21 protein-coding genes are annotated in these 18,520 nt (G+C 40.1%); 17 read left to right on the top strand and 4 right to left on the bottom strand.

Annotation, left to right across the window (positions count from 1 at the left end):
• Nucleotides 1-82: 82 nt before the first annotated feature.
• Both HCJ55_RS00475 and HCJ55_RS00470 read left to right on the top strand, forming a co-directional pair.
• Nucleotides 83-1,066 carry an aromatic acid exporter family protein gene (locus HCJ55_RS00475; RefSeq protein WP_008948208.1) on the top strand — a complete coding sequence of 328 codons (984 nt, stop codon included), beginning with the start codon at nt 83-85 and terminating at the stop codon, nt 1,064-1,066.
• A 3-nt stretch (nt 1,067-1,069) separates the two neighbouring features.
• Nucleotides 1,070-1,447, top strand: a complete 378-nt coding sequence (locus HCJ55_RS00470) for a VOC family protein (RefSeq protein WP_185516623.1) — start codon at nt 1,070-1,072, stop codon at nt 1,445-1,447.
• A gap of 42 nt (nt 1,448-1,489) precedes the next feature.
• Here HCJ55_RS00470 and ppdK read toward each other — a convergent pair whose 3' ends face one another.
• The 4 genes from ppdK to trhA form a co-directional block, all read right to left on the bottom strand.
• On the bottom strand, nt 1,490-4,129 hold the full coding sequence (ppdK, locus tag HCJ55_RS00465; protein WP_185516621.1) for a pyruvate, phosphate dikinase: 2,640 nt from the start codon (nt 4,127-4,129) through the stop codon (nt 1,490-1,492).
• A gap of 18 nt (nt 4,130-4,147) precedes the next feature.
• Nucleotides 4,148-4,960 carry a pyruvate, water dikinase regulatory protein gene (locus HCJ55_RS00460; protein ID WP_008948205.1) on the bottom strand — a complete coding sequence of 271 codons (813 nt, stop codon included), beginning with the start codon at nt 4,958-4,960 and terminating at the stop codon, nt 4,148-4,150.
• 12 nt (nt 4,961-4,972) lie between these two features.
• Nucleotides 4,973-5,590, bottom strand: coding sequence for a transcriptional regulator CcpN (gene ccpN, locus HCJ55_RS00455; RefSeq protein WP_185516619.1), 618 nt, complete (start codon nt 5,588-5,590; stop codon nt 4,973-4,975).
• 119 nt (nt 5,591-5,709) lie between these two features.
• Nucleotides 5,710-6,342, bottom strand: a complete 633-nt coding sequence (trhA, locus tag HCJ55_RS00450) for a PAQR family membrane homeostasis protein TrhA (RefSeq protein ID WP_185392039.1) — start codon at nt 6,340-6,342, stop codon at nt 5,710-5,712.
• Nucleotides 6,343-6,521: 179 nt separating this feature from the next.
• On the opposite strand from trhA, the gene HCJ55_RS00445 reads away from it, so the two are divergent.
• The 15 genes from HCJ55_RS00445 (at nt 6,522) to HCJ55_RS00375 (ending at nt 18,518) form a co-directional block, all read left to right on the top strand.
• On the top strand, nt 6,522-7,361 hold the full coding sequence (locus tag HCJ55_RS00445) for a fatty acid kinase binding subunit FakB (protein ID WP_185502055.1): 840 nt from the start codon (nt 6,522-6,524) through the stop codon (nt 7,359-7,361).
• 14 nt (nt 7,362-7,375) lie between these two features.
• Entirely contained in the window at nt 7,376-8,161 is a 786-nt protein-coding gene (locus HCJ55_RS00440) for an SGNH/GDSL hydrolase family protein (RefSeq protein WP_185516617.1), read from the top strand.
• Between the two features lie 15 nt (nt 8,162-8,176).
• Nucleotides 8,177-8,791: a YpmS family protein gene (locus HCJ55_RS00435; RefSeq protein ID WP_185502057.1), complete on the top strand. Its 615-nt coding sequence runs from the start codon at nt 8,177-8,179 to the stop codon at nt 8,789-8,791.
• Nucleotides 8,792-8,826: 35 nt separating this feature from the next.
• Complete coding sequence (msrA, locus tag HCJ55_RS00430; protein ID WP_185516614.1) at nt 8,827-9,360, top strand: peptide-methionine (S)-S-oxide reductase MsrA; 534 nt, start codon at nt 8,827-8,829, stop codon at nt 9,358-9,360.
• A 6-nt stretch (nt 9,361-9,366) separates the two neighbouring features.
• Complete coding sequence (gene msrB / locus HCJ55_RS00425) at nt 9,367-9,804, top strand: peptide-methionine (R)-S-oxide reductase MsrB (protein WP_008948196.1); 438 nt, start codon at nt 9,367-9,369, stop codon at nt 9,802-9,804.
• An 82-nt stretch (nt 9,805-9,886) separates the two neighbouring features.
• The gene (locus HCJ55_RS00420; RefSeq protein WP_185502058.1) at nt 9,887-10,792 is read left to right on the top strand and encodes a Gfo/Idh/MocA family protein; all 906 of its coding nucleotides are present in this window, start codon (nt 9,887-9,889) and stop codon (nt 10,790-10,792) included.
• 62 nt (nt 10,793-10,854) lie between these two features.
• Nucleotides 10,855-11,088 (top strand): YozE family protein, encoded by a 234-nt coding sequence (locus HCJ55_RS00415; RefSeq protein WP_003720177.1) that lies wholly within the window; start codon nt 10,855-10,857, stop codon nt 11,086-11,088.
• A gap of 11 nt (nt 11,089-11,099) precedes the next feature.
• Nucleotides 11,100-11,801 carry a purine-nucleoside phosphorylase gene (deoD, locus tag HCJ55_RS00410; protein WP_003723411.1) on the top strand — a complete coding sequence of 234 codons (702 nt, stop codon included), beginning with the start codon at nt 11,100-11,102 and terminating at the stop codon, nt 11,799-11,801.
• 57 nt (nt 11,802-11,858) lie between these two features.
• Complete coding sequence (locus HCJ55_RS00405; protein ID WP_185516612.1) at nt 11,859-12,671, top strand: M15 family metallopeptidase; 813 nt, start codon at nt 11,859-11,861, stop codon at nt 12,669-12,671.
• Nucleotides 12,672-12,796: 125 nt separating this feature from the next.
• Nucleotides 12,797-13,090: a copper-sensing transcriptional repressor CsoR gene (csoR, locus tag HCJ55_RS00400; protein WP_003723408.1), complete on the top strand. Its 294-nt coding sequence runs from the start codon at nt 12,797-12,799 to the stop codon at nt 13,088-13,090.
• Between the two features lie 14 nt (nt 13,091-13,104).
• Nucleotides 13,105-15,318: a heavy metal translocating P-type ATPase gene (locus HCJ55_RS00395; RefSeq protein WP_185516610.1), complete on the top strand. Its 2,214-nt coding sequence runs from the start codon at nt 13,105-13,107 to the stop codon at nt 15,316-15,318.
• A gap of 12 nt (nt 15,319-15,330) precedes the next feature.
• Nucleotides 15,331-15,537, top strand: coding sequence for a heavy-metal-associated domain-containing protein (locus tag HCJ55_RS00390; RefSeq protein ID WP_008948192.1), 207 nt, complete (start codon nt 15,331-15,333; stop codon nt 15,535-15,537).
• 153 nt (nt 15,538-15,690) lie between these two features.
• Nucleotides 15,691-17,181, top strand: a complete 1,491-nt coding sequence (locus tag HCJ55_RS00385; RefSeq protein WP_185480852.1) for a lmo1851 family serine protease — start codon at nt 15,691-15,693, stop codon at nt 17,179-17,181.
• Nucleotides 17,182-17,219: 38 nt separating this feature from the next.
• The gene (locus HCJ55_RS00380; RefSeq protein ID WP_008948190.1) at nt 17,220-17,636 is read left to right on the top strand and encodes a MarR family winged helix-turn-helix transcriptional regulator; all 417 of its coding nucleotides are present in this window, start codon (nt 17,220-17,222) and stop codon (nt 17,634-17,636) included.
• Between the two features lie 159 nt (nt 17,637-17,795).
• On the top strand, nt 17,796-18,518 hold the full coding sequence (locus HCJ55_RS00375; RefSeq protein ID WP_185516608.1) for a metal ABC transporter ATP-binding protein: 723 nt from the start codon (nt 17,796-17,798) through the stop codon (nt 18,516-18,518).
• Nucleotides 18,519-18,520: the final 2 nt, after the last annotated feature.

Here is an 18,520-nt window from a genome sequence, read left to right as displayed (position 1 = left end):
GAAGAGCAATCTTCAAGGTTTTTCTTTTGCGATTTTCGCTTTCGTGCTATGATAAGTTGGACATAGAAAGGGGACGGGACATATGCGGATTGGAATGCGAACGGTGAAAACCGCGATTGCAGCGACACTAGCGATTATTTTAGCGGAATGGCTACATTTGGAGTATGCAGTTTCGGCGGGGATTATCGCGATTTTAAGTGTACAAAATACGAAAAAGGGGTCTTTACAATTAGCCATTCAGCGGGTTTATTCGACCGTTTTGGCGCTTTCGATTGCAGCAGTATTTTTCATGCTAATCGGCTATAATGCAGTGAGTTTTGGACTTTATTTACTTATTTTTATTCCCCTCGCTGTTAAATTACACGTGGCGGACGGGATTGTCGTTAGCTCGGTACTTGTATCGCACATTTTATTAGAACAATCATTATCATTCTTTTGGTTTAAAAATGAACTATTACTCATGGCGGTCGGCGCTGGTATTGCAATTATTTTAAATTTATACATGCCGAAAATGGAAGACGAAATAAAACGAAGTCAACAAAAAATCGAAGCGATTATGCGCCAAATTTTAACGGAGATGACGCAAGGTCTTCGGAATCAATCGGAATATCATGATGAATTTGGCTTATTACACCAATTAAAGGGTACACTAGACTATGCGCAAGAAAAAGCCGCGCGAAATTTGGACAACCAGTTTTTTGCTTCGTCGCATTATTATTCGCAGTACGTAGACATGCGGCTCGTGCAGTACCGGATTTTGACGCAAATGAAACGACATTTAGTCGCGTTTGATCATTCTTCGGAGCAAAGCATGGCACTGGCGGAAATTACGGAAAAAACGGCGCAAACACTAGATGAGCATAATACGGCAGAGGATTTAGTAGCGGAAATTACAACGATGGTACATGAATTCCGAAGCAGCAAACTCCCAGAAACACGGGCAGAATTTGAAAATAGAGCGATTTTATTCCAATTTATGAATGATCTGCGCTATCTATTAGAAATGAAACGTGACTTTTATGCGGAGTTTGGTTTGAAGGAAAAAGAATTAACGAGGGGACGATGAGCGATGATTGAAAAAATTGGCCAAGTAATGTTATACGTGGAAGATCAAGCTGCTGTGCGAGATTTTTGGGTAGAAAAATTGGATTTTGTGGTCGTGTCAGAAGAGGATGTAAATGGTGAAATTCAGTGGATTGAAATTGCGCCAACAAGAGGATTAGAGACTAGCTTTGTCCTGCAAAATAAAAAGAAAGTCGCGGAAATGAATCCAGATATGAACCTTGGAACGCCATCGATTTTACTATTTGGAACGAATGTTGCGGAACTGTATGAAATTTATAAAAAGAGAGGGATTACGGTTGGCGACTTAGTGGACTTGCCGATGGGCCGTGTCTTCAATTTTGCGGATAACGAAGGCAATTATTTTGCGATTTGCGAAAAATAAAAAAATCAAGATGACAGTCAATGCGGCTGCCATCTTGATTTTTTATATAGTAGGAACTAATTGTCTTTCGGATAATGCTGCTTGAGCTGCTGCTAGTCGTGCAATTGGGACGCGGTACGGGGAACAGGATACGTATGTTAATCCTAATTGATGGAAGAAATGGATGGACTCTGGGTCGCCGCCATGTTCGCCGCAAACACCCATTTTTAAATGCTCCGAAGTCATCCGACCGCGAGTCACCGCCATTTCAACGAGCGCGCCAACACCAGCCTTGTCAATCGTGACAAACGGATCTTTTGGCAAAATATCTTTTTCGTAATAATCGGCAAGGAATTTAGTAGCGTCATCACGCGAAAAACCATATGTTAGCTGCGTTAAATCATTTGTTCCAAAGCTGAAAAACTGCGCTTCTTCGGCGATTTCATCAGCAGTCACACAAGCACGCGGAATTTCAATCATCGTGCCAATATCATACGGAAGTACCACGCGCTCTTTATCAAAAATGGCATGAATCGCTTGTTTCAATTCTGTTTTAATATAGCTGAGTTCGCTTTTTGTCGCGATTAGCGGGATCATAATTTCCGGGTGAACATCCATTCCTTCATCATGAACGATAACAGCACTTTCCATAATTGCTTCTGCTTGCATCCGGTAAATTTCTGGGAAGGTGATAGCAAGCCGACAACCGCGGTGACCAAGCATTGGATTGGACTCAGCAAGTGCTTGAATACGCTTCGTTATTTGCGGTACCGTTCGATTCATCGCGCTCGCTAATTGCTCGATTTCACGGTTTGTTTTCGGTAAAAATTCATGTAGTGGCGGATCAAGCAGGCGAATATTCACCGCGCGTCCATCTGCTATGCGGAATAATTCACTGAAATCCGTTTTTTGCATTTCTTTTAAAGTGGCTAAAACGGACTCGCGCTCTTCTAATGATTCTGCTAAAATCATTTGTCGCATATAAGGAATCCGTTTTTCATCAAAAAACATATGCTCAGTGCGACACAGGCCAATACCTTCTGCACCAAACGAAAGCGCCTTTTTAAAATCAGTCGGCGTATCAGCATTGACGCGAATCATCAACCTTTTCTCCGCATCAGCCCACGCCATTAACTCGTCAAAATGCCCGCCAATCGAAGCTTCTGTAAGTGCGATTTCACCGAGGTAGACTTTACCAGAACTGCCATCAAGCGAAAGAAAGTCGCCTTCATGAAGCGTTTCACCAGTTGCAAGGGTGATTGTTTTTTCTTTTTCATTAATAGTTAGTTCAGCACATCCAGCAATACAACATTTTCCCATACCTCGCGCCACAACAGCTGCGTGGGAAGTCATACCACCATGAGCGGTTAAAATGGCGTTGCTTCGTGCCATGCCTTCAATATCTTCAGGAGAAGTCTCATTACGAACTAAAATGACTGACATGCCATGCTCAGCTGCTTGAACTGCTTCTTTTGCTTCAAAGAAAATTTGACCGGTTGCCGCACCAGGACTTGCAGGTAAACCGGTTGCGATGACTTGACCTGTTTTAAGAGCGCTTTCATGAAAAGCTGGATGAAGTAATTGATGCAGTTGCTTAGTTTCCACACGCATAATAGCTTCTTCACGAGTAATTTTTCCTTCATGAACAAAATCGACCGCTGTTTGAATAGCAGCTTTGGCCGTGCGCTTGCCGCTTCTTGTTTGTAGGACATAGAGATTGCCTTTTTCAATTGTAAACTCAATATCTTGCATATCTAAATAATGGTTTTCGAGAAGTTCACATGTGTGAATCAACTCTTTATAAACGGCTGGCATGCTCTCTTCTAGCGCGCTTATCGGTTCAGGAGTGCGAATGCCAGCAACGACATCTTCTCCTTGAGCATTAAGTAAAAATTCACCAAACACTTCTTTTTCACCAGTTGATGGATTGCGCGTGAACGTAATCCCAGTGCCACTTGTTTCGCCAGTGTTACCAAAAACCATCGCTTGAATGTTCACCGCTGTGCCAAAACTTGCGTCAATCTCATGCAATCGACGGTAAATAACGGCCCGCGGGTTCATCCATGAATCAAAGACAGCGACAATCGCAAGTCGTAGTTGTTCGAGTGGCTCTTGCGGAAAATCTTTCCCCGTAGCTTGTCGGAAAATCAGTTTATAAGTATCTATCAGTTCACTTAAATCGTCTGCAGTTAGTTCTGTATCTAGGCGATAATCCTTTACTTTTTTCATTCGAGTAAGCGCCTGTTCAAATTGGTAGCTTGGAATTTCAAAAACAACATCGCCAAACATTTGAATAAAGCGGCGATAGGAATCAAACGCCGAACGAGCATCCCCAGTTAGAGCAGCTAATCCTTTCGCGGCATGATCATTTAAGCCAAGGTTTAATACCGTATCCATCATCCCTGGCATCGAAAATGGGGCACCAGAGCGAACCGAAACGAGCAGTGGATTTTCCGCGAATCCGAAAATTTTCCCCGTCTGTTTTTCGAGTTGCGCCAAGTGAATGTTGACTTCTTCAAAAATCGCTTCGGATAGGTGTTTATTGTTAGCCGTATAATCATTACAAGCATCGGTCGAGATAATAAAACCGGGAGGGACGGGCAAGCCAATGTTCGTCATTTCTGCCAAATTTGCTCCTTTTCCTCCTAAAAGATTTTTCATTTCTTTAGAACCTTCACTGAACTGATAGACAAATTTTCTCACATTATTCACCTCTTCTAATTAATGGTAACTCGTGATAATTTCCGTGATTAGTGCGGCGGTTTCCTCAATGGCTTTGTCTTCTACATGAATTACTTGGCAGCCAAGCTTTTTAAACGTAGCATAACCGTATTCCAATTCTTCTAAAATACGTTTTTCGCTGGAATAGCTACTTGCCTCATCCAAACCAATCGATTTTAAACGAACTTTGCGAATTTGTGCCAGTTTTTCGGGTGTCGTTGTTAGGCCAATAATTCGGTCGCTAGGGATTTGAAAAAGTTCAGCGGGTATTGGAATCTCTGGAACAAGCGGGACGTTAGCGACTTTCCAGTTTTGATTGGCAAGAAAGCTACTTAGTGGGGTTTTACTTGTTCGGGAAACTCCAACGAGAACGATATCCGCATCTAGTAGACCACGGGGATCTTTACAATCATCATATTTTACAGCGAATTCAATCGCGGCGATGCGATCAAAATAATTACTATCAAGTCGGCGCATGTTGCCGGGATCTTGTTTGGATTTTAAGCCAGTTTTTGCTTCTACAGCCGCAGTTAGCGTATGTAATAAATCTATGTTAGGAATGTGATTTTTCACGCAAAAGTCAGTTGCATATGCGGCTAAAGTGGATTGAACGAGCGTTTGAACAACAATGCCATCAGCGGCCTTTGCTTCTTGCAATGTTTCGAGTAAAGCGCTTTCATCTCGAATAAAAGCATGACGGCGAATGTCGGCAGGCTTATTAAGTGAAAACTGCGCTGTCACCGCGCGAATAATGTGTTGAGCAGTTTCACCGATAGCATCTGAAATAACGTATATAATAACCGGATTTTCCATATTTTCCTCCTATTAAACCTTTTTTATCGTATCGACAAAAAGCGCTGTGATACGTGTTTTTGAAATTTTCCCAACGACTTTTGCATTTTCCAGAACGGGAAGCGAATCGATTTGGTGGAAAACGAGTTGTTCTGCAGCGTGCAAGACGGTGTCATCTTTAGAAACCGTAACCAGATTTGGCATGCGCGTCATAATGGTCGCAATCGGTGTTGCTTTCGTATCTGCATCAGCAAGTGCACCTTTAAGCAAGTCTTTTCTCGAGACAAGCCCAACTAATCGGTCCTCATCAACAACGTATAAACTACCGATATCTTCCATAAACAGCATGACAATCGCGTCATAAACACTAGTTTCTTTTTTTGCGAAAAATGGTTGGGTCATAATATCTGCTACTTTTAACTGGCGAATCTCATCAAAATGAATCGGATTATTTTCTAAGCCAGAGTAGAAATAGCCAACTTTTGGACGAGCATCTAAAATTCCAGTCATCGTTAAAATTGATAAGTCGGCTCGAATCGTGGCTCGTGTTAACTTTAAATGGGCAGCGATAGAGTCACCAGTGGCGGGCTCATTCGCGCGAACATAGGCAACAATCTGATGTTGTCTAGAAGAAAGTTCGATGGGAATCACATCCTTTTATTATGTTATGCTAATCATTATATAGTATGACATAATTAAAAACAAGCCTTAATTGTGTCACACTATATAAAAAAACCTCCTCGCAGTCGAGAAGGTTTTAAAAGCATTATTTAGACATAAAATAAAATACAGAAATACATAAAAGCTGTCCCCGCAATGACAAACACATGCCAAATTGCGTGCATATAAGGAACGCGTGGAATACTGTAAAAAATCGCGCCTACGGTAAACATGATTCCACCAGTTGCGAGGAGCCAAAAGCCAGTTGGCGTTAATCCAGCATAAAGCGGCTTAATCGCAAACATCACCATCCAGCCCATCAGTAAGTAGACAATCGTCGACAACAATTTTAATTTACCAGTCATAAATATTTTATAAATAATCCCAGCAATCGCGAGCCCCCAGATAACACCAAACAGTGTCCAGCCGAGTGTACCTTGAATCGTAATCAACACAAATGGCGTGTAACTACCAGCAATCAACACATAAATTGCCGCATGATCCATAATATTAAAAACAGTTCTCGCCTTGCAAGGTTTAAAGCTATGAAGCAAAGTGGAACAAATATAAAGCAACATCAGTGAAATACCATAAATTAAAAAACTTGTTAAATAAAGAGGATTATCTTTCCCAGCGGCGAATATTATAAGTAAGACGAGCGCGGGAATACTAAGGATAAATCCAATCCCGTGCGTAATCGCATTCGCTAGTTCTTCTTTCCAATTGTAAGAAGTGACATTCATTTTATCACCATACTTTTCTATAAATTTTGTGATTAATATAGGTCTATCATACGCTAAAAAAATAAGAATAGAAAGATAAATACCATTTCTTTCTCTTTTCTTAAAACTAGTTTATAGGTTGTGTATACCGCCGGGAATGTTATAATAAGATTAAAATAAGCAAAAATGGATGTGGCTATATGAAGAAAATAAAAATTATCACAGACTCAACTGCTGGACTAACATTAGAAGAAGCAGCAAAATGGAATATTGATGTTTTATACTTAACTGTAGAAATTGATGGAAAAATTTATAACCCGAAAACAGACATTACCCCAGAAGAATTCATGGTACGCATGGCAGAAACGAAAGAATTACCAAAATCGTCTCAGCCAGCAATCGGCTCTTTTGTGGAAGCCTATGAAAAATATACGGCAGAAGGCTATGAAATCCTTTCTATCCACTTAACTGAAAAACTGAGTGGTACCGTTAATGCGGCTCGCCAAGCTGCTGACATGGTGGAAGGGAACATCACTGTAGTAGACTGCGATTACACAGCGCGCGGCCAAGCTTTCCAAGTGTTAAAAGCAGCAGAAATGGCACAATCTGGTGACTATTCCGTTGAAGAAATCCACGCCAAAATTAATGATATCCGCGACAAAACAAAACTATATATCGTTGTCGTAACACTCGATAATTTAATTAAAGGTGGTCGTGTTGGCCGGATGCAAGGATTCCTAGGCAGCCTTTTAAATATCAAATTAATTGCCAAACTAACAGACGGACAACTGGAAGAAGAAACGAAAGTCCGCAGCAACAAAAAAGTGCTACAATATTGCTTGAATTTAATTAAAGATGAGCCGAAAAAAATTCAACAGCTAGACGTTGTTCATGCGAATGGACTGAATCTGGCGGATGATTTTATCGCAGAATCAAAAGAAATAACCGGTTTAACAGAAATTCCACTATTTTTTGCAGACCCAGTCATTTCCACACATGCTGGAACAGGCGCGTTTGCATTTATGTACTATACTGACTAAGTGAGTGATTGCATATGACAAAGAAAAAATGGCTGTGGCTAACAGGAAGCGTGCTCGTTATCGCGCTTCTAGTTGGCGCAGTTTTTGGTATCAAGTATTATAAAGCATCCAAAGAAACGCCGATTAACCTAGTTGCCATGGGTGATTCATTAACAGAAGGTGTTGGTGATGAAAACAAAGCAGGTGGATATGTCGGTATTATTCCAGAAAAACTAGAAGAAGAACCCAATGTTCCAAGCGTGAAAACGAGCAATTACGGCGTATCCGGAAATAAAATCGGCCAATTAGAAAAACGCTTAAAAACCAACGAGAAATTTCAAGAAGACGTCAAAAAGGCGAATGTTATAACAATTACCATTGGCGGCAATGATGTCATGGCTATTTTACAATCGCGACTTTTAAAGGTAGACGTGGATGATTTTACAGAAGCCAATAAAGAATTCCAACAAGAATTAGAAACACTTCTTAAAGATATTCGCTCTTACAACGATGATGCAGCAATTTTCTTAATGGGCATTTATAATCCTTATACGACTTACTTCGGACACATTAAACAATTTGATGAGGTGATTACCGACTGGAACGATGCGTCTAAAAAGACTATCGCCAAAGACAGTAATGCTTACTTTGTACCAATTGCGAATGTGATAGAAGATCGTAATGAAGCAAGTAAAGATCAACCTAATCCGCTACTGTCAGATGACTATTTCCACCCCAATCATAAAGGGTATGAAAAAATGACAGCGGAATTAGACAAAGCCATTGTAAAACAATTAAACGATGGCAATATTCCCAAATAGAAAGGTGTTAAAATCGTGCAGAGAGAAACACGATCGGCTCCCAAAAAACCAAAACGCAATTACTGGAAATGGATTTGTATTACATTAATCGCGGTGTTACTTCTTTCCGCCGGTTGGGTTTATGTAGCAGTTTTTAAACTCAGTCCGCAAGAAGAACCAACGCCAACGCTTATTAGCAATAAATCGACAGTTGAATTTCAAACGAGTACAACAAAAGCAGATTTAAACCAATTAATCAGCTCCTATATAGAAGATTTTAGTAAGGATCAGGAAATCGGCTATAAAGTTTTCGTAGCAGATAACGTCAACTTTACTGCAGAAGCGAAAATTTTCGGTGAACCTGTAGAGTTGCATCTAAAATTCTCACCAAAAGTAGTCGACAATGGCAACGTAGAATTAACACTCAAAGATATGTCGGCCGGTGCTTTGCCACTGCCTGTATCATACGTAATGAACTATGTGAACAAAAACTACAAATTCCCTGATTGGGTTACAATTATCCCTAAAAAAGAAAAAATCTATCTATCTTTAGATAAATTAAAGCTTCAAGGTGATACAAAAGTACGCGCCGATACGCTAAATTTGAAGAAAGACGATATTTCGTTTACACTTTTAGTACCAGTTAAGTAATTTGGCTGGCTGAATCCTAGTTAGGGGGCATTTTTATGACAAAAGAATCACTTGAAATAGCAACATTTGCTGGAGGGTGCTTTTGGTGTATGGTAAAACCTTTTGATACGCAACCGGGAATCGAGAAAGTCGTTTCAGGTTACACAGGCGGTCATACGGTTAATCCAACCTATAAAGAAGTTTGCAGCGGGACAACAGGACATACAGAAGCAATTCAAATCACTTTTGATCCGACAATTTTTCCTTATGAGAAATTAGTCGAAGTATATTGGCAACAAACAGATCCAACCGATGCGGCAGGCCAATTTGTTGACCGCGGCGATTCGTATCGACCAGTTATTTTCTACCACAATGAAGCGCAAAAAGAAATCGCTGAAAAATCGAAAGCGGCACTTGATGCAAGTGGCAGATTCAAAAAGCCAATTGTCACAGAAATTGCCAAAGCAGAAACATTTTATCCAGCAGAAGAATATCACCAAGATTTCTACAAAAAAGAAAAAGCGCACTATGAAGGTTATCAAGTTGCTTCCGGTCGTGCTGCATTCATAGATGCCAACTGGAAAGGGTGAAGTCAAATGGATGAAAGTAAAAAGAACGAGCGTCTTAAACAACTTACAGATATACAATATAATGTGACCCAAAAAGCGGGTACCGAACGCCCATTTCAAAATGAATTTTATGATAATGCGGCGCAAGGGATTTATGTAGATATTGTTTCAGGAAAGCCGTTATTTTCATCCAATGATCAGTACGATGCTGGCTGTGGTTGGCCGAGTTTCACTAAACCAATCGATGAAACAGAAGTTATCGAACATCGAGATTTGACTCACGGCATGATTCGGACAGAAGTAAAGTCCGTCGATGCTGATTCCCATTTAGGGCATGTTTTTCCGGATGGACCACAAGACAAAGGTGGACTTCGCTACTGTATAAATTCTGCAGCGCTTAGATTCATTCCTGTGGATAAGTTGGAAGAAGAAGGCTACCAAGCATATAAGAAAATCTTTGAATAAACAAATGATGCCAGAAAATGAAATGCGTAGAATAATATCGCGAAATCATTCTCTGGCATTGTTATGAAAAGGAGCGATATACATGTTAAAAGTAGCAGTAGTAGGTCTTGGCGGCATCGCGCAAAAAGCCTATTTGCCAGTTTTTGCAGAAATGGAAAACATCGAGGTACATCTTTATACGAGGGATGCGCAGAAGTTGAAACATTTAAGTGAGAAATATCGTTTTGATCACTATCATCAAAGTATTCATTCGATGATTGAGTCGGGTGTGAATGCTGCATTTGTACATTCCTCTACAGCAAGCCATCCAGAAGTTATCCGGACTTTTTTAGCGCATCATATTCCGGTATATGTCGATAAACCGATTGCCGACAATTTAGCAGAAGTAGAAGAATTAACGCGCCTAGCAAAAGAACAAGACACGCTGTTAATGACTGGCTTTAACCGTCGTTATGCGCCAAAATATCAAGAATTAAAAGCATTAACAGAGACCAACATGATTATTATGCAAAAAAATCGCGCATCGCAACCAGGTGAGCCACGCACATTTATTTATGACGATTTTATTCATGTCATTGATACCGTGCGATTCTTACTAGATACCGAAATTGAACAATTAAACGTCTTTCCGGTATGGCAAGACGAGCTTCTAGCAAGCGTAACCGTGCAAATTACTGCGGGAGATAAAGTGGCGACTGCCATCATGAACCGCGATAGTGGCGTGAATGAGGAACGCTTAGCAGTGATGACGCCTAGTGCCAAATATGAAGTGGAAAATGTCACAGAGACACATATTTATGAAGGCACAACCGAACGTTTTGAGCGTTTTGGAGATTGGGAGACAACCTTGTATAAAAGAGGATTTGTATCAATTATCCAAGCCTTTTTAACAGCTGTTCGAAATGGCGAGAAAGCACCAATTTCTAAGGAAGATGCACTAGAAACGCATCGACTTGCAGAAGAAATTCTACGCAAACTAGAAAATTAACTTTATTTTTTTCAGGAAATCAACTATAGTTAAAGCATAAAAAGAGCGGAGTGTGTTGTACGTTGGGAAGATCATTTTATCATTTTTTAATGACATATCGGGACCCGAAACTAACAGATCAGAAAACGGAATTTGCCAACAATGCATACCGAGATCATAGTTTTCCAAAGCAAACGAGAAATTACCATATTCTTTGTGATTATCTGGAGTTTAACGCGCCATATTTGCCGGGAATGTCTATTTTCGATGAACTTTGGGATGCTTATTTGCTAGATGAAGAGAAAAACAAACACTAGGAGGAAAAAAGATGAGCGTACATATCGAAGCAAAACAAGGGGAAATTGCAGAAACTATTTTATTACCAGGAGATCCGCTAAGAGCGAAATACATTGCGGAAACATTTTTGGAAGATGTCGTTTTATTCAACCAAGTGCGAGGCATGCTAGGATTTACTGGTACATATAAAGGCGAAAAAGTTTCTGTTATGGGAACAGGGATGGGTATTCCATCTATTTCGATTTATGTAAATGAATTAATTCAAAGCTATGATGTGAAAAACTTGATTCGCGTTGGTACAATGGGCGGAATTCAAGCAGACGTAAAAGTTCGTGATGTTGTTATTGCGCAAGCGGCTTCGACAGATTCACAAATCAACCGCAATACTTTTGCAGGAGTTGACTTTGCACCTGTAGCTGATTTCTCTCTTCTTAAAAAAGCCTATGATGCAGGTATCGAAAAAGGATTATCCCTTAAAGTCGGTAATGTTTTCTCAGCAGATCGTTTTTATAATGATCAACTAGACAAACAACAATTAGCTGATTACGGGGTACTTGGTATCGAAATGGAAGCAGCCGCACTTTATACACTGGCACAAAAATATGGTCGTCGAGCATTAGCCATTTTAACAGTAAGTGACCACATTTTTACTGGAGAAGAAACATCTGCGGAAGAGCGCCAAACTACTTTTAATGATATGATTGTTGTAGCATTAGAAGCAGCAATTAAATAAATTTAAATTACTAACTTAGAATCAGACTTAATGTATACAGGAAGGTTGATAAACACAATGAGTTCTTTATTAACAATCGCTTTAGCTATCAGTATTAGTTGTGTGCACACGGTGGAAGATCAATATTTCGACGGCACAAATGCTAAAGTGGAACAAACAGCGACTAGCAACCAAACACTTGCAGAACTAGAAAAAGATCCACTTTATCCGTATATCGATAAGCAAAATAAATTAACGGAGAAAAATGGGATTAAGTATATCGAAAACGAGGAAAACATGCTGGTTCTGGCCAACAAAGATTTCTCCTTGCAACCAACATATACCCCCCCAGACTTAGTTCGCCCTAATGTAACGTTCTCGTTTGGCGAGCAGCAAGTCGAAAAAGCACAACTTCGAAAAGATGCAGCAAAAGGGTTGGAAGAGATGTTTGCAGCTGCGAATAAAGATGGAAAGAAACTATTTGCCGTTTCTGGCTATCGTTCGTACAAGCGCCAACAAGAAGTATTCCAAGCCGAAGTAAATGCTAAAGGGGATCAAAAAGCTAGAGAAGCAGTGGCGTACCCCGGCACAAGTGAGCACCAAACCGGTTTAGCGATGGATATCTCGTCAGAAAGCCAATCATATGAACTAACAGAAGCTTTCGGAAATACCCCTGAAGGCAAATGGTTACAGGAAAATGCCCATAATTATGGCTTTATCCTGCGTTATATGAAAGGCCGCGAAGACATTACGAAATATCAATACGAATCGTGGCATTATCGTTATGTAGGCAAAGATGCCGCAACGATTATTTACAAAAACAACTGGACTTTAGAAGAATTTTTTGAGCAAGTTGAGGCACTTCAAAAGAAAGTAGATGCCGCTAAATAACAAGCTTTTGAGCCATAAACAATCATTTGTTTATGGCTTTTTTTATTGCGCGTAGAAATTAAATAGTTGCACAAAATACCTATAGGGGGTATACTGTTAATTGTAGAAACAAAGGAGGAGAAAAAATGAAACACGACCAACCAATTGTTCCACGCAAAGAAGACGAAACGAAATTACTTCAAAATCGTTTGCGACGTATCGAAGGCCAAATCCGCGGTATTGCTCAAATGGTCGAGGATGATAGATATTGTACAGACATTTTAGTTCAAATTTCAGCAGCCAATAAAGCGCTCAAAAATGTTGGCTTGCAAGTACTTGAACATCATACGGCACACTGTGTTGTCGATGCGGCGAAAAATGGGGAAGATGACGTAATGGAGGACTTACTTAAAGCAATACGTCAATTTTCTAAAACCTGAGGGGGGTATATAAGATGAACGATAAATATGTAAGACAAGATTTAAATGTTTTTGGAATGACTTGTGCGGCTTGTTCCACAAGAATTGAAAAATCACTAAATAAAGCAGAAGGCGTAGAAAAAGCCAATGTTAACCTAGTAACAGAAAATGCGGCCGTTTATTACGATCCAGAAGTAACATCGACAGAAGATTTAATTAAAGTCGTCAAACATGCGGGTTACGATGCAGCAGAAAAAATGACCAAAGAAGAAAAAGATGCTGTTTTAGAAAAGAATTTCAAAAAAGAAGTGCGACGCTTTATTCTTTCGGCCGTACTTTCACTTCCTTTACTGCTTACGATGGTGACGCATATTCCTTACATCCATGAAATGGCCTTTGCAGAAACGATTGGCAACTGGATTAATCCAACAATCCAACTAGTACTCGCAACAATTGTGCAATTTTATATTGGTTGGCGCTTTTATGATGGGGCTTATAAAGCACTACGGGGTAAAAGCGCGAACATGGACGTATTAGTTGCGCTCGGTACATCTGCTGCTTATTTCTATAGTGTGGTGGAATATATTCGTCACATGATTGATCCAAGCGTGATGCCACATTACTATTTTGAAACAAGTGCGGTTCTGATTACGTTAATTTTATTAGGTAAATTGCTAGAATCATACGCAACTTCCAGAACAACCGAATCAATTGCTGGACTACTTGAACTACAAGCAAAAGAAGCGACCGTTATTCGGGAAGGAAAAGAATGGCTAGTGCCTGTAGACTCCTTGAAAATTGGCGATGTTATCTTAGTACGTCCGGGTGAAAAAGTACCGATGGATGCCGAAATTATTTCTGGGGAAACAAGTATTGATGAAGCGATGATTACTGGTGAACCTGTGCCAGTAGAGAAAAAGCCAGGCGACTCTGTGATTGGTGCTACGATTAACTTTGACGGGGCTTTCCAAGCAAAAATCACGAAACGGATGGAAGAAACAGTTTTAGAATCTATTATCCGTTTGGTGGAGGAAGCACAAGGCATTAAAGCGCCAATTCAACGTTTAGCAGATAAAATCTCTGGTATTTTTGTTCCTATTGTACTTGGAATTGCTGCTGTGACATTTATTATTTGGTACCTTGTGACTGGTACTGTGGATGGCTCGCTCGAAGCTGCCATCGCTGTGTTAGTCATTGCCTGTCCCTGTGCGCTCGGACTCGCAACACCAACCGCAATCATGGCTGGAACTGGTAAAGGTGCCGAAAGTGGGATATTATTTAAAGGTGGCGAACATTTAGAACGTACATCAAAAGTCGACACAATCATTTTTGATAAAACTGGTACTTTAACAGAAGGTAAACTAGAAGTAAGCGATAAAGAAGCAACACATGACCAATTTTTCCCTTATTTATTCTTAATGGAACAACAATCAGAGCATCCGATTGCGAAAGCGATTATTAAGATGTTAGCGTCTGAGAATCTCGATGTTTCCACAATCAAACAAGGAAAAATTCGCGCAAAAGCTGGCCATGGGATGACAGGTACACTTGATGAAAGTAAGGTGGAACTTGGCGCTTATCGCTATATTTCCTCCCTTACAACGATTCCAAAAGATGCTGATGAGTTAATCGGAAGCTGGATGCACGCTGGAAAAACTGTGGTAGCGATGGCGATTGATGGTGTATATGCCGGCGCACTTGCTTTATCCGATACACCGCGACCAGAAGCAAAAGAAGCCATCCAAAAACTACAAGCTCAAGGCATCAAAACCGCGATTTGTTCTGGTGACCAATCCGTAGTTGTAGAAAATATGGCGAAAGATTTAGGAACCGATATGTTTTTTGCCGAACAATTACCCAATGATAAAAGTGCTTTAGTGGAAAAATTACAACAAGAAGGTCATATCGTTGCATTCGTTGGCGATGGTATTAATGATGCACCAGCTCTTGCAGCAAGCGATATTGGGATTAGTATCGGAACAGGAACAGACATCGCGATTGAAACAGGCGACGTAACACTTGTAAGTCACCGTTTGACATTAATTCCGGAAACAATTGAACTGTCTAAAGCGACGATGCGCAATATCCGCCAAAACTTTTTCTGGGCACTTGCCTACAACTGTGCGGGGATTCCAATTGCAGCATTAGGCCTACTTGCGCCTTGGGTAGCAGGACTTGCGATGGCATTTAGTTCCGTTTCTGTTGTAACAAACGCACTACGCTTAAAAAGATATAAATTTAAATCTTAGGAGGAAAATGACATGGAAAAACTGATTTTAAATGTAGAAGGTATGACTTGTGGACACTGCGAGGCTCGCGTAACAAAAGCTTTATCGGAAGTAAGTGGCGTGAAAAATGCGGTAGTTTCCTTAGATGAAGGAACAGCGACAGTTGAATTCGAAAAAGGACAAGTAACAGAAGATGCGCTTATTGATGCTGTTGAAGAAGCAGGATATGAAGTAGCTTAATTTAAAAGCAAAAGGAGGATTCTTAGCGGAATTCTCCTTTTTTATATGTCATGAAAAAAAGATACCAAAATGGTTCGAAAACTGGTAAAATAAATGAGTTAAATAAAATGTGCTAGTAGTAGCCACATTTTACATAGAAAGTGGTGAAGAAAGATGGAACAATCCCCACAAAACGAACCAGACAAAGTGGAGAAAAAGGAAGAACAAAAATCAAAACCTGGCAATGGTTATATAAAAATGAAGTTATTCCCATTTATCATGCTATTATTCGCTTTTGTCTTTGTTACGGCATTAGTGACAACCATCGTGATGTCTTTAGGGGATGACAAGCAAGTCAAAGTGAGTATTCCAGAACGTAAAGAATTTACCAAGCTATATGACGTATATGATGAAATTACGAGTAAATATTATAAAGATACCAAATCCAGTAACATGATCGACGGAGCCATTACCGGTATGGTGAATTCGCTCGATGATCCTTATTCCACTTTTATGTCGAAAAAAGAATCATCGGCTTTTAACGATACGATTTCTGCTAGTTTTGAAGGAATTGGCGCAGAAATTCAAGAAAAAGATGGCGCCATCGTGGTCGTTTCTCCAATCAAAAATTCCCCAGCCGAAAAAGCTGGATTGCGCCCGCAAGATATTATTACACAAGTAGACGGGAAGTCTGTTAAAGGCGATACAGCTACAGAAGCAACCCAAAAAATCCGCGGTGAAAAAGGAACCAAGGTAACCCTTACGATTCAACGTTCCAATGAAGATAAACCATTTGATGTTACGATTACACGTGATGAAATTCCAATCGAAACCGTTTATAAAGAAATGGGCAGCGATAAAATTGCGCACGTCACAATCAGCACATTTTCTGAAACAACCTATGATGAGCTTGAAAAAGCACTCAAAGCCCTTGAAAAAGATGGCATGAAAGGACTTGTGATTGACTTGCGAGGAAATCCTGGTGGGTTACTCGACCAAGCTGTTTCAATTTCTAGCCTGTTTGTTCCTGATGGCAAAGTTGTCGTACAAGAACAAGGGAAAGATGGCAGTAAATCAGCCATTAAAGCCGATAGTAGCTCACATGGCGATTATAAAGTAAAAGTACCAACTACCATGCTTATTGATGGTGGGAGCGCAAGTGCCTCAGAAATTCTTGCAGCAGCAGCGAAAGAATCTGGCGGCATTAAACTTGTTGGAGCAAAATCATTTGGTAAAGGGACCGTCCAAACAGCGACAACCTTATCCGATGACTCCACACTGAAATTAACAGTCGCAAAATGGTTAACGCCAAATAGCGAATGGATTCATGAAAAAGGTATTACGCCAGACGTGGTTGTGAACATGCCAAATTACGCAACCATGACTATTCCTTCCTCCACAAAAGTCTACCAAAATGGCGATTTCGGTGATGATGTAAGAACCATCGAAACCATGCTCAAAGCACTAGACTATAACGTTGGAAAAGTAGACGGCTTATACGATATAGATACAAAATATGCTGTTCAGAGATTCCAAGCAGCAAACAAAATAGATGTGACGGGAATTATGACAGGTGTAACAACCGATAAATTAGTCGAATTAACGCAAAAACATCTAAAAGAAATAGATCCACAACTACAAAAAGCAAAAGCCTTGGTGAAGTAAACGTACAACTTTTTTGAAAAACTGGAGGTAGCAAAAAAATGGAAACATACTTAGAAATTGAAACGTTGATTAAGCGAATTTTTAATAGTTTTCGTCATGAAGTCGAAGCTGTACTCGATAAAAGATTAAGTGGTAGCGAATACCGCGTCTTGAGTTTGATTTCGAGCGGACTTACGAAAACATCAGAATTAGCTAAAACACTTGATGTTTCAGCCAGTCACATTACAGCCATTACAGATACTTTAGTCGAAGAACAGTTTATTACACGTCATCGTTCTGAAGTAGACCGCCGCATTATTGAACTAAGACTAACCGCAAACGCCGAGGAATTTGTCAAAGAAATTGATAAAAAGAAAAAAGAAATGATCGTCAAACGCTTTGCTGTTTTTTCCGAGTATGAACAAGCGGAATTCCGTAAACTACTCAAAAAATTAGCAGACGGTTCCATTAAATAAATAGTAAAAATCCCGTAGTCTAATCGACTGCGGGATTTTTTTATGAACATTTTACTTTACAACAAAAAGATTCTTCGTTATACTTTGGATGAAAGTTGCTCTAAGGAAACATTTTTAGTTATGTGTAAAATTTAGTCTTGAAGGAAAAGGGTGGTATACATGGAAATCCAAGGTTTAACAATCGCATATAAGCAAAAAGTGGCAATTGATAACGTCACACTTCAAATAGCAGCTGGAAAATTAACTGGCATCGTCGGTCCGAATGGGGCTGGCAAATCAACTTTATTAAAAGGAATGATGGGGCTAATTCCGCGCGAACAAGGTCAAGTGACTTTAGCCGATAAGCCACTTTCCTATTGGAGAAAGAAAATCGCTTATGTTCCGCAGCGGAGTGAAGTAGATTTGACTTTCCCAATTACCGTTTTCGATATGGTATTACTGGGCACATATCCGGCGCTTGGATTAATTAAACGCCCTGGAAAGAAAGAGAAACAACTGGCATTAGACGCGCTCGAACAAGTGGAAATGACAGGCTTTATGAAAAGACAAATCGGCGAACTATCAGGTGGCCAATTACAACGGATATTTATCGCACGCGCACTTGCGCAACACGCTGAGATTTTCTTTTTGGATGAACCGTTTGCTGGCATTGATATGACGAGTGAAGCGCTGATTATGCGGCTATTAAAAAAACTAAGAGACAATGGGAAAACGATTGTCGTTGTGCACCATGATTTCCATAAAGTGGCGGCTTACTTCGACGATATCATTTTACTCAATAAAAAATTAGTAGCACACGGTCCAGTAGAACAAACATTTACGGAAGAAAAAATTAAATTTGCTTACGGTGACGCGCCGGTAGCATTTGCGGCGGGGGTGTAGAC

The sequence above is a fragment of the Listeria marthii genome (genome assembly GCF_014227425.1).
GTDB lineage: Bacteria > Bacillota > Bacilli > Lactobacillales > Listeriaceae > Listeria > Listeria marthii.
The sequence above is the reverse complement of the archived record's forward strand: the minus strand, read 5'-3'. Positions and strand labels throughout refer to the sequence as shown.

Excerpts from the sequence above, each read along its gene's own strand:
- HCJ55_RS00475 (WP_008948208.1), top strand. The coding sequence starts at position 83 with ATGCGGATTGGAATGCGAACGGTGAAAACCGCGATTGCAGCGACACTA.
- HCJ55_RS00470 (WP_185516623.1), top strand. The coding sequence starts at position 1,070 with ATGATTGAAAAAATTGGCCAAGTAATGTTATACGTGGAAGATCAAGCT.
- HCJ55_RS00460 (WP_008948205.1), bottom strand. The coding sequence starts at position 4,960 with ATGGAAAATCCGGTTATTATATACGTTATTTCAGATGCTATCGGTGAA.
- trhA (WP_185392039.1), bottom strand. The coding sequence starts at position 6,342 with ATGAATGTCACTTCTTACAATTGGAAAGAAGAACTAGCGAATGCGATT.
- HCJ55_RS00445 (WP_185502055.1), top strand. The coding sequence starts at position 6,522 with ATGAAGAAAATAAAAATTATCACAGACTCAACTGCTGGACTAACATTA.
- HCJ55_RS00440 (WP_185516617.1), top strand. The coding sequence starts at position 7,376 with ATGACAAAGAAAAAATGGCTGTGGCTAACAGGAAGCGTGCTCGTTATC.
- msrA (WP_185516614.1), top strand. The coding sequence starts at position 8,827 with ATGACAAAAGAATCACTTGAAATAGCAACATTTGCTGGAGGGTGCTTT.
- msrB (WP_008948196.1), top strand. The coding sequence starts at position 9,367 with ATGGATGAAAGTAAAAAGAACGAGCGTCTTAAACAACTTACAGATATA.
- HCJ55_RS00420 (WP_185502058.1), top strand. The coding sequence starts at position 9,887 with ATGTTAAAAGTAGCAGTAGTAGGTCTTGGCGGCATCGCGCAAAAAGCC.
- deoD (WP_003723411.1), top strand. The coding sequence starts at position 11,100 with ATGAGCGTACATATCGAAGCAAAACAAGGGGAAATTGCAGAAACTATT.
- HCJ55_RS00405 (WP_185516612.1), top strand. The coding sequence starts at position 11,859 with ATGAGTTCTTTATTAACAATCGCTTTAGCTATCAGTATTAGTTGTGTG.
- csoR (WP_003723408.1), top strand. The coding sequence starts at position 12,797 with ATGAAACACGACCAACCAATTGTTCCACGCAAAGAAGACGAAACGAAA.
- HCJ55_RS00395 (WP_185516610.1), top strand. The coding sequence starts at position 13,105 with ATGAACGATAAATATGTAAGACAAGATTTAAATGTTTTTGGAATGACT.
- HCJ55_RS00390 (WP_008948192.1), top strand. The coding sequence starts at position 15,331 with ATGGAAAAACTGATTTTAAATGTAGAAGGTATGACTTGTGGACACTGC.
- HCJ55_RS00385 (WP_185480852.1), top strand. The coding sequence starts at position 15,691 with ATGGAACAATCCCCACAAAACGAACCAGACAAAGTGGAGAAAAAGGAA.
- HCJ55_RS00380 (WP_008948190.1), top strand. The coding sequence starts at position 17,220 with ATGGAAACATACTTAGAAATTGAAACGTTGATTAAGCGAATTTTTAAT.
- HCJ55_RS00375 (WP_185516608.1), top strand. The coding sequence starts at position 17,796 with ATGGAAATCCAAGGTTTAACAATCGCATATAAGCAAAAAGTGGCAATT.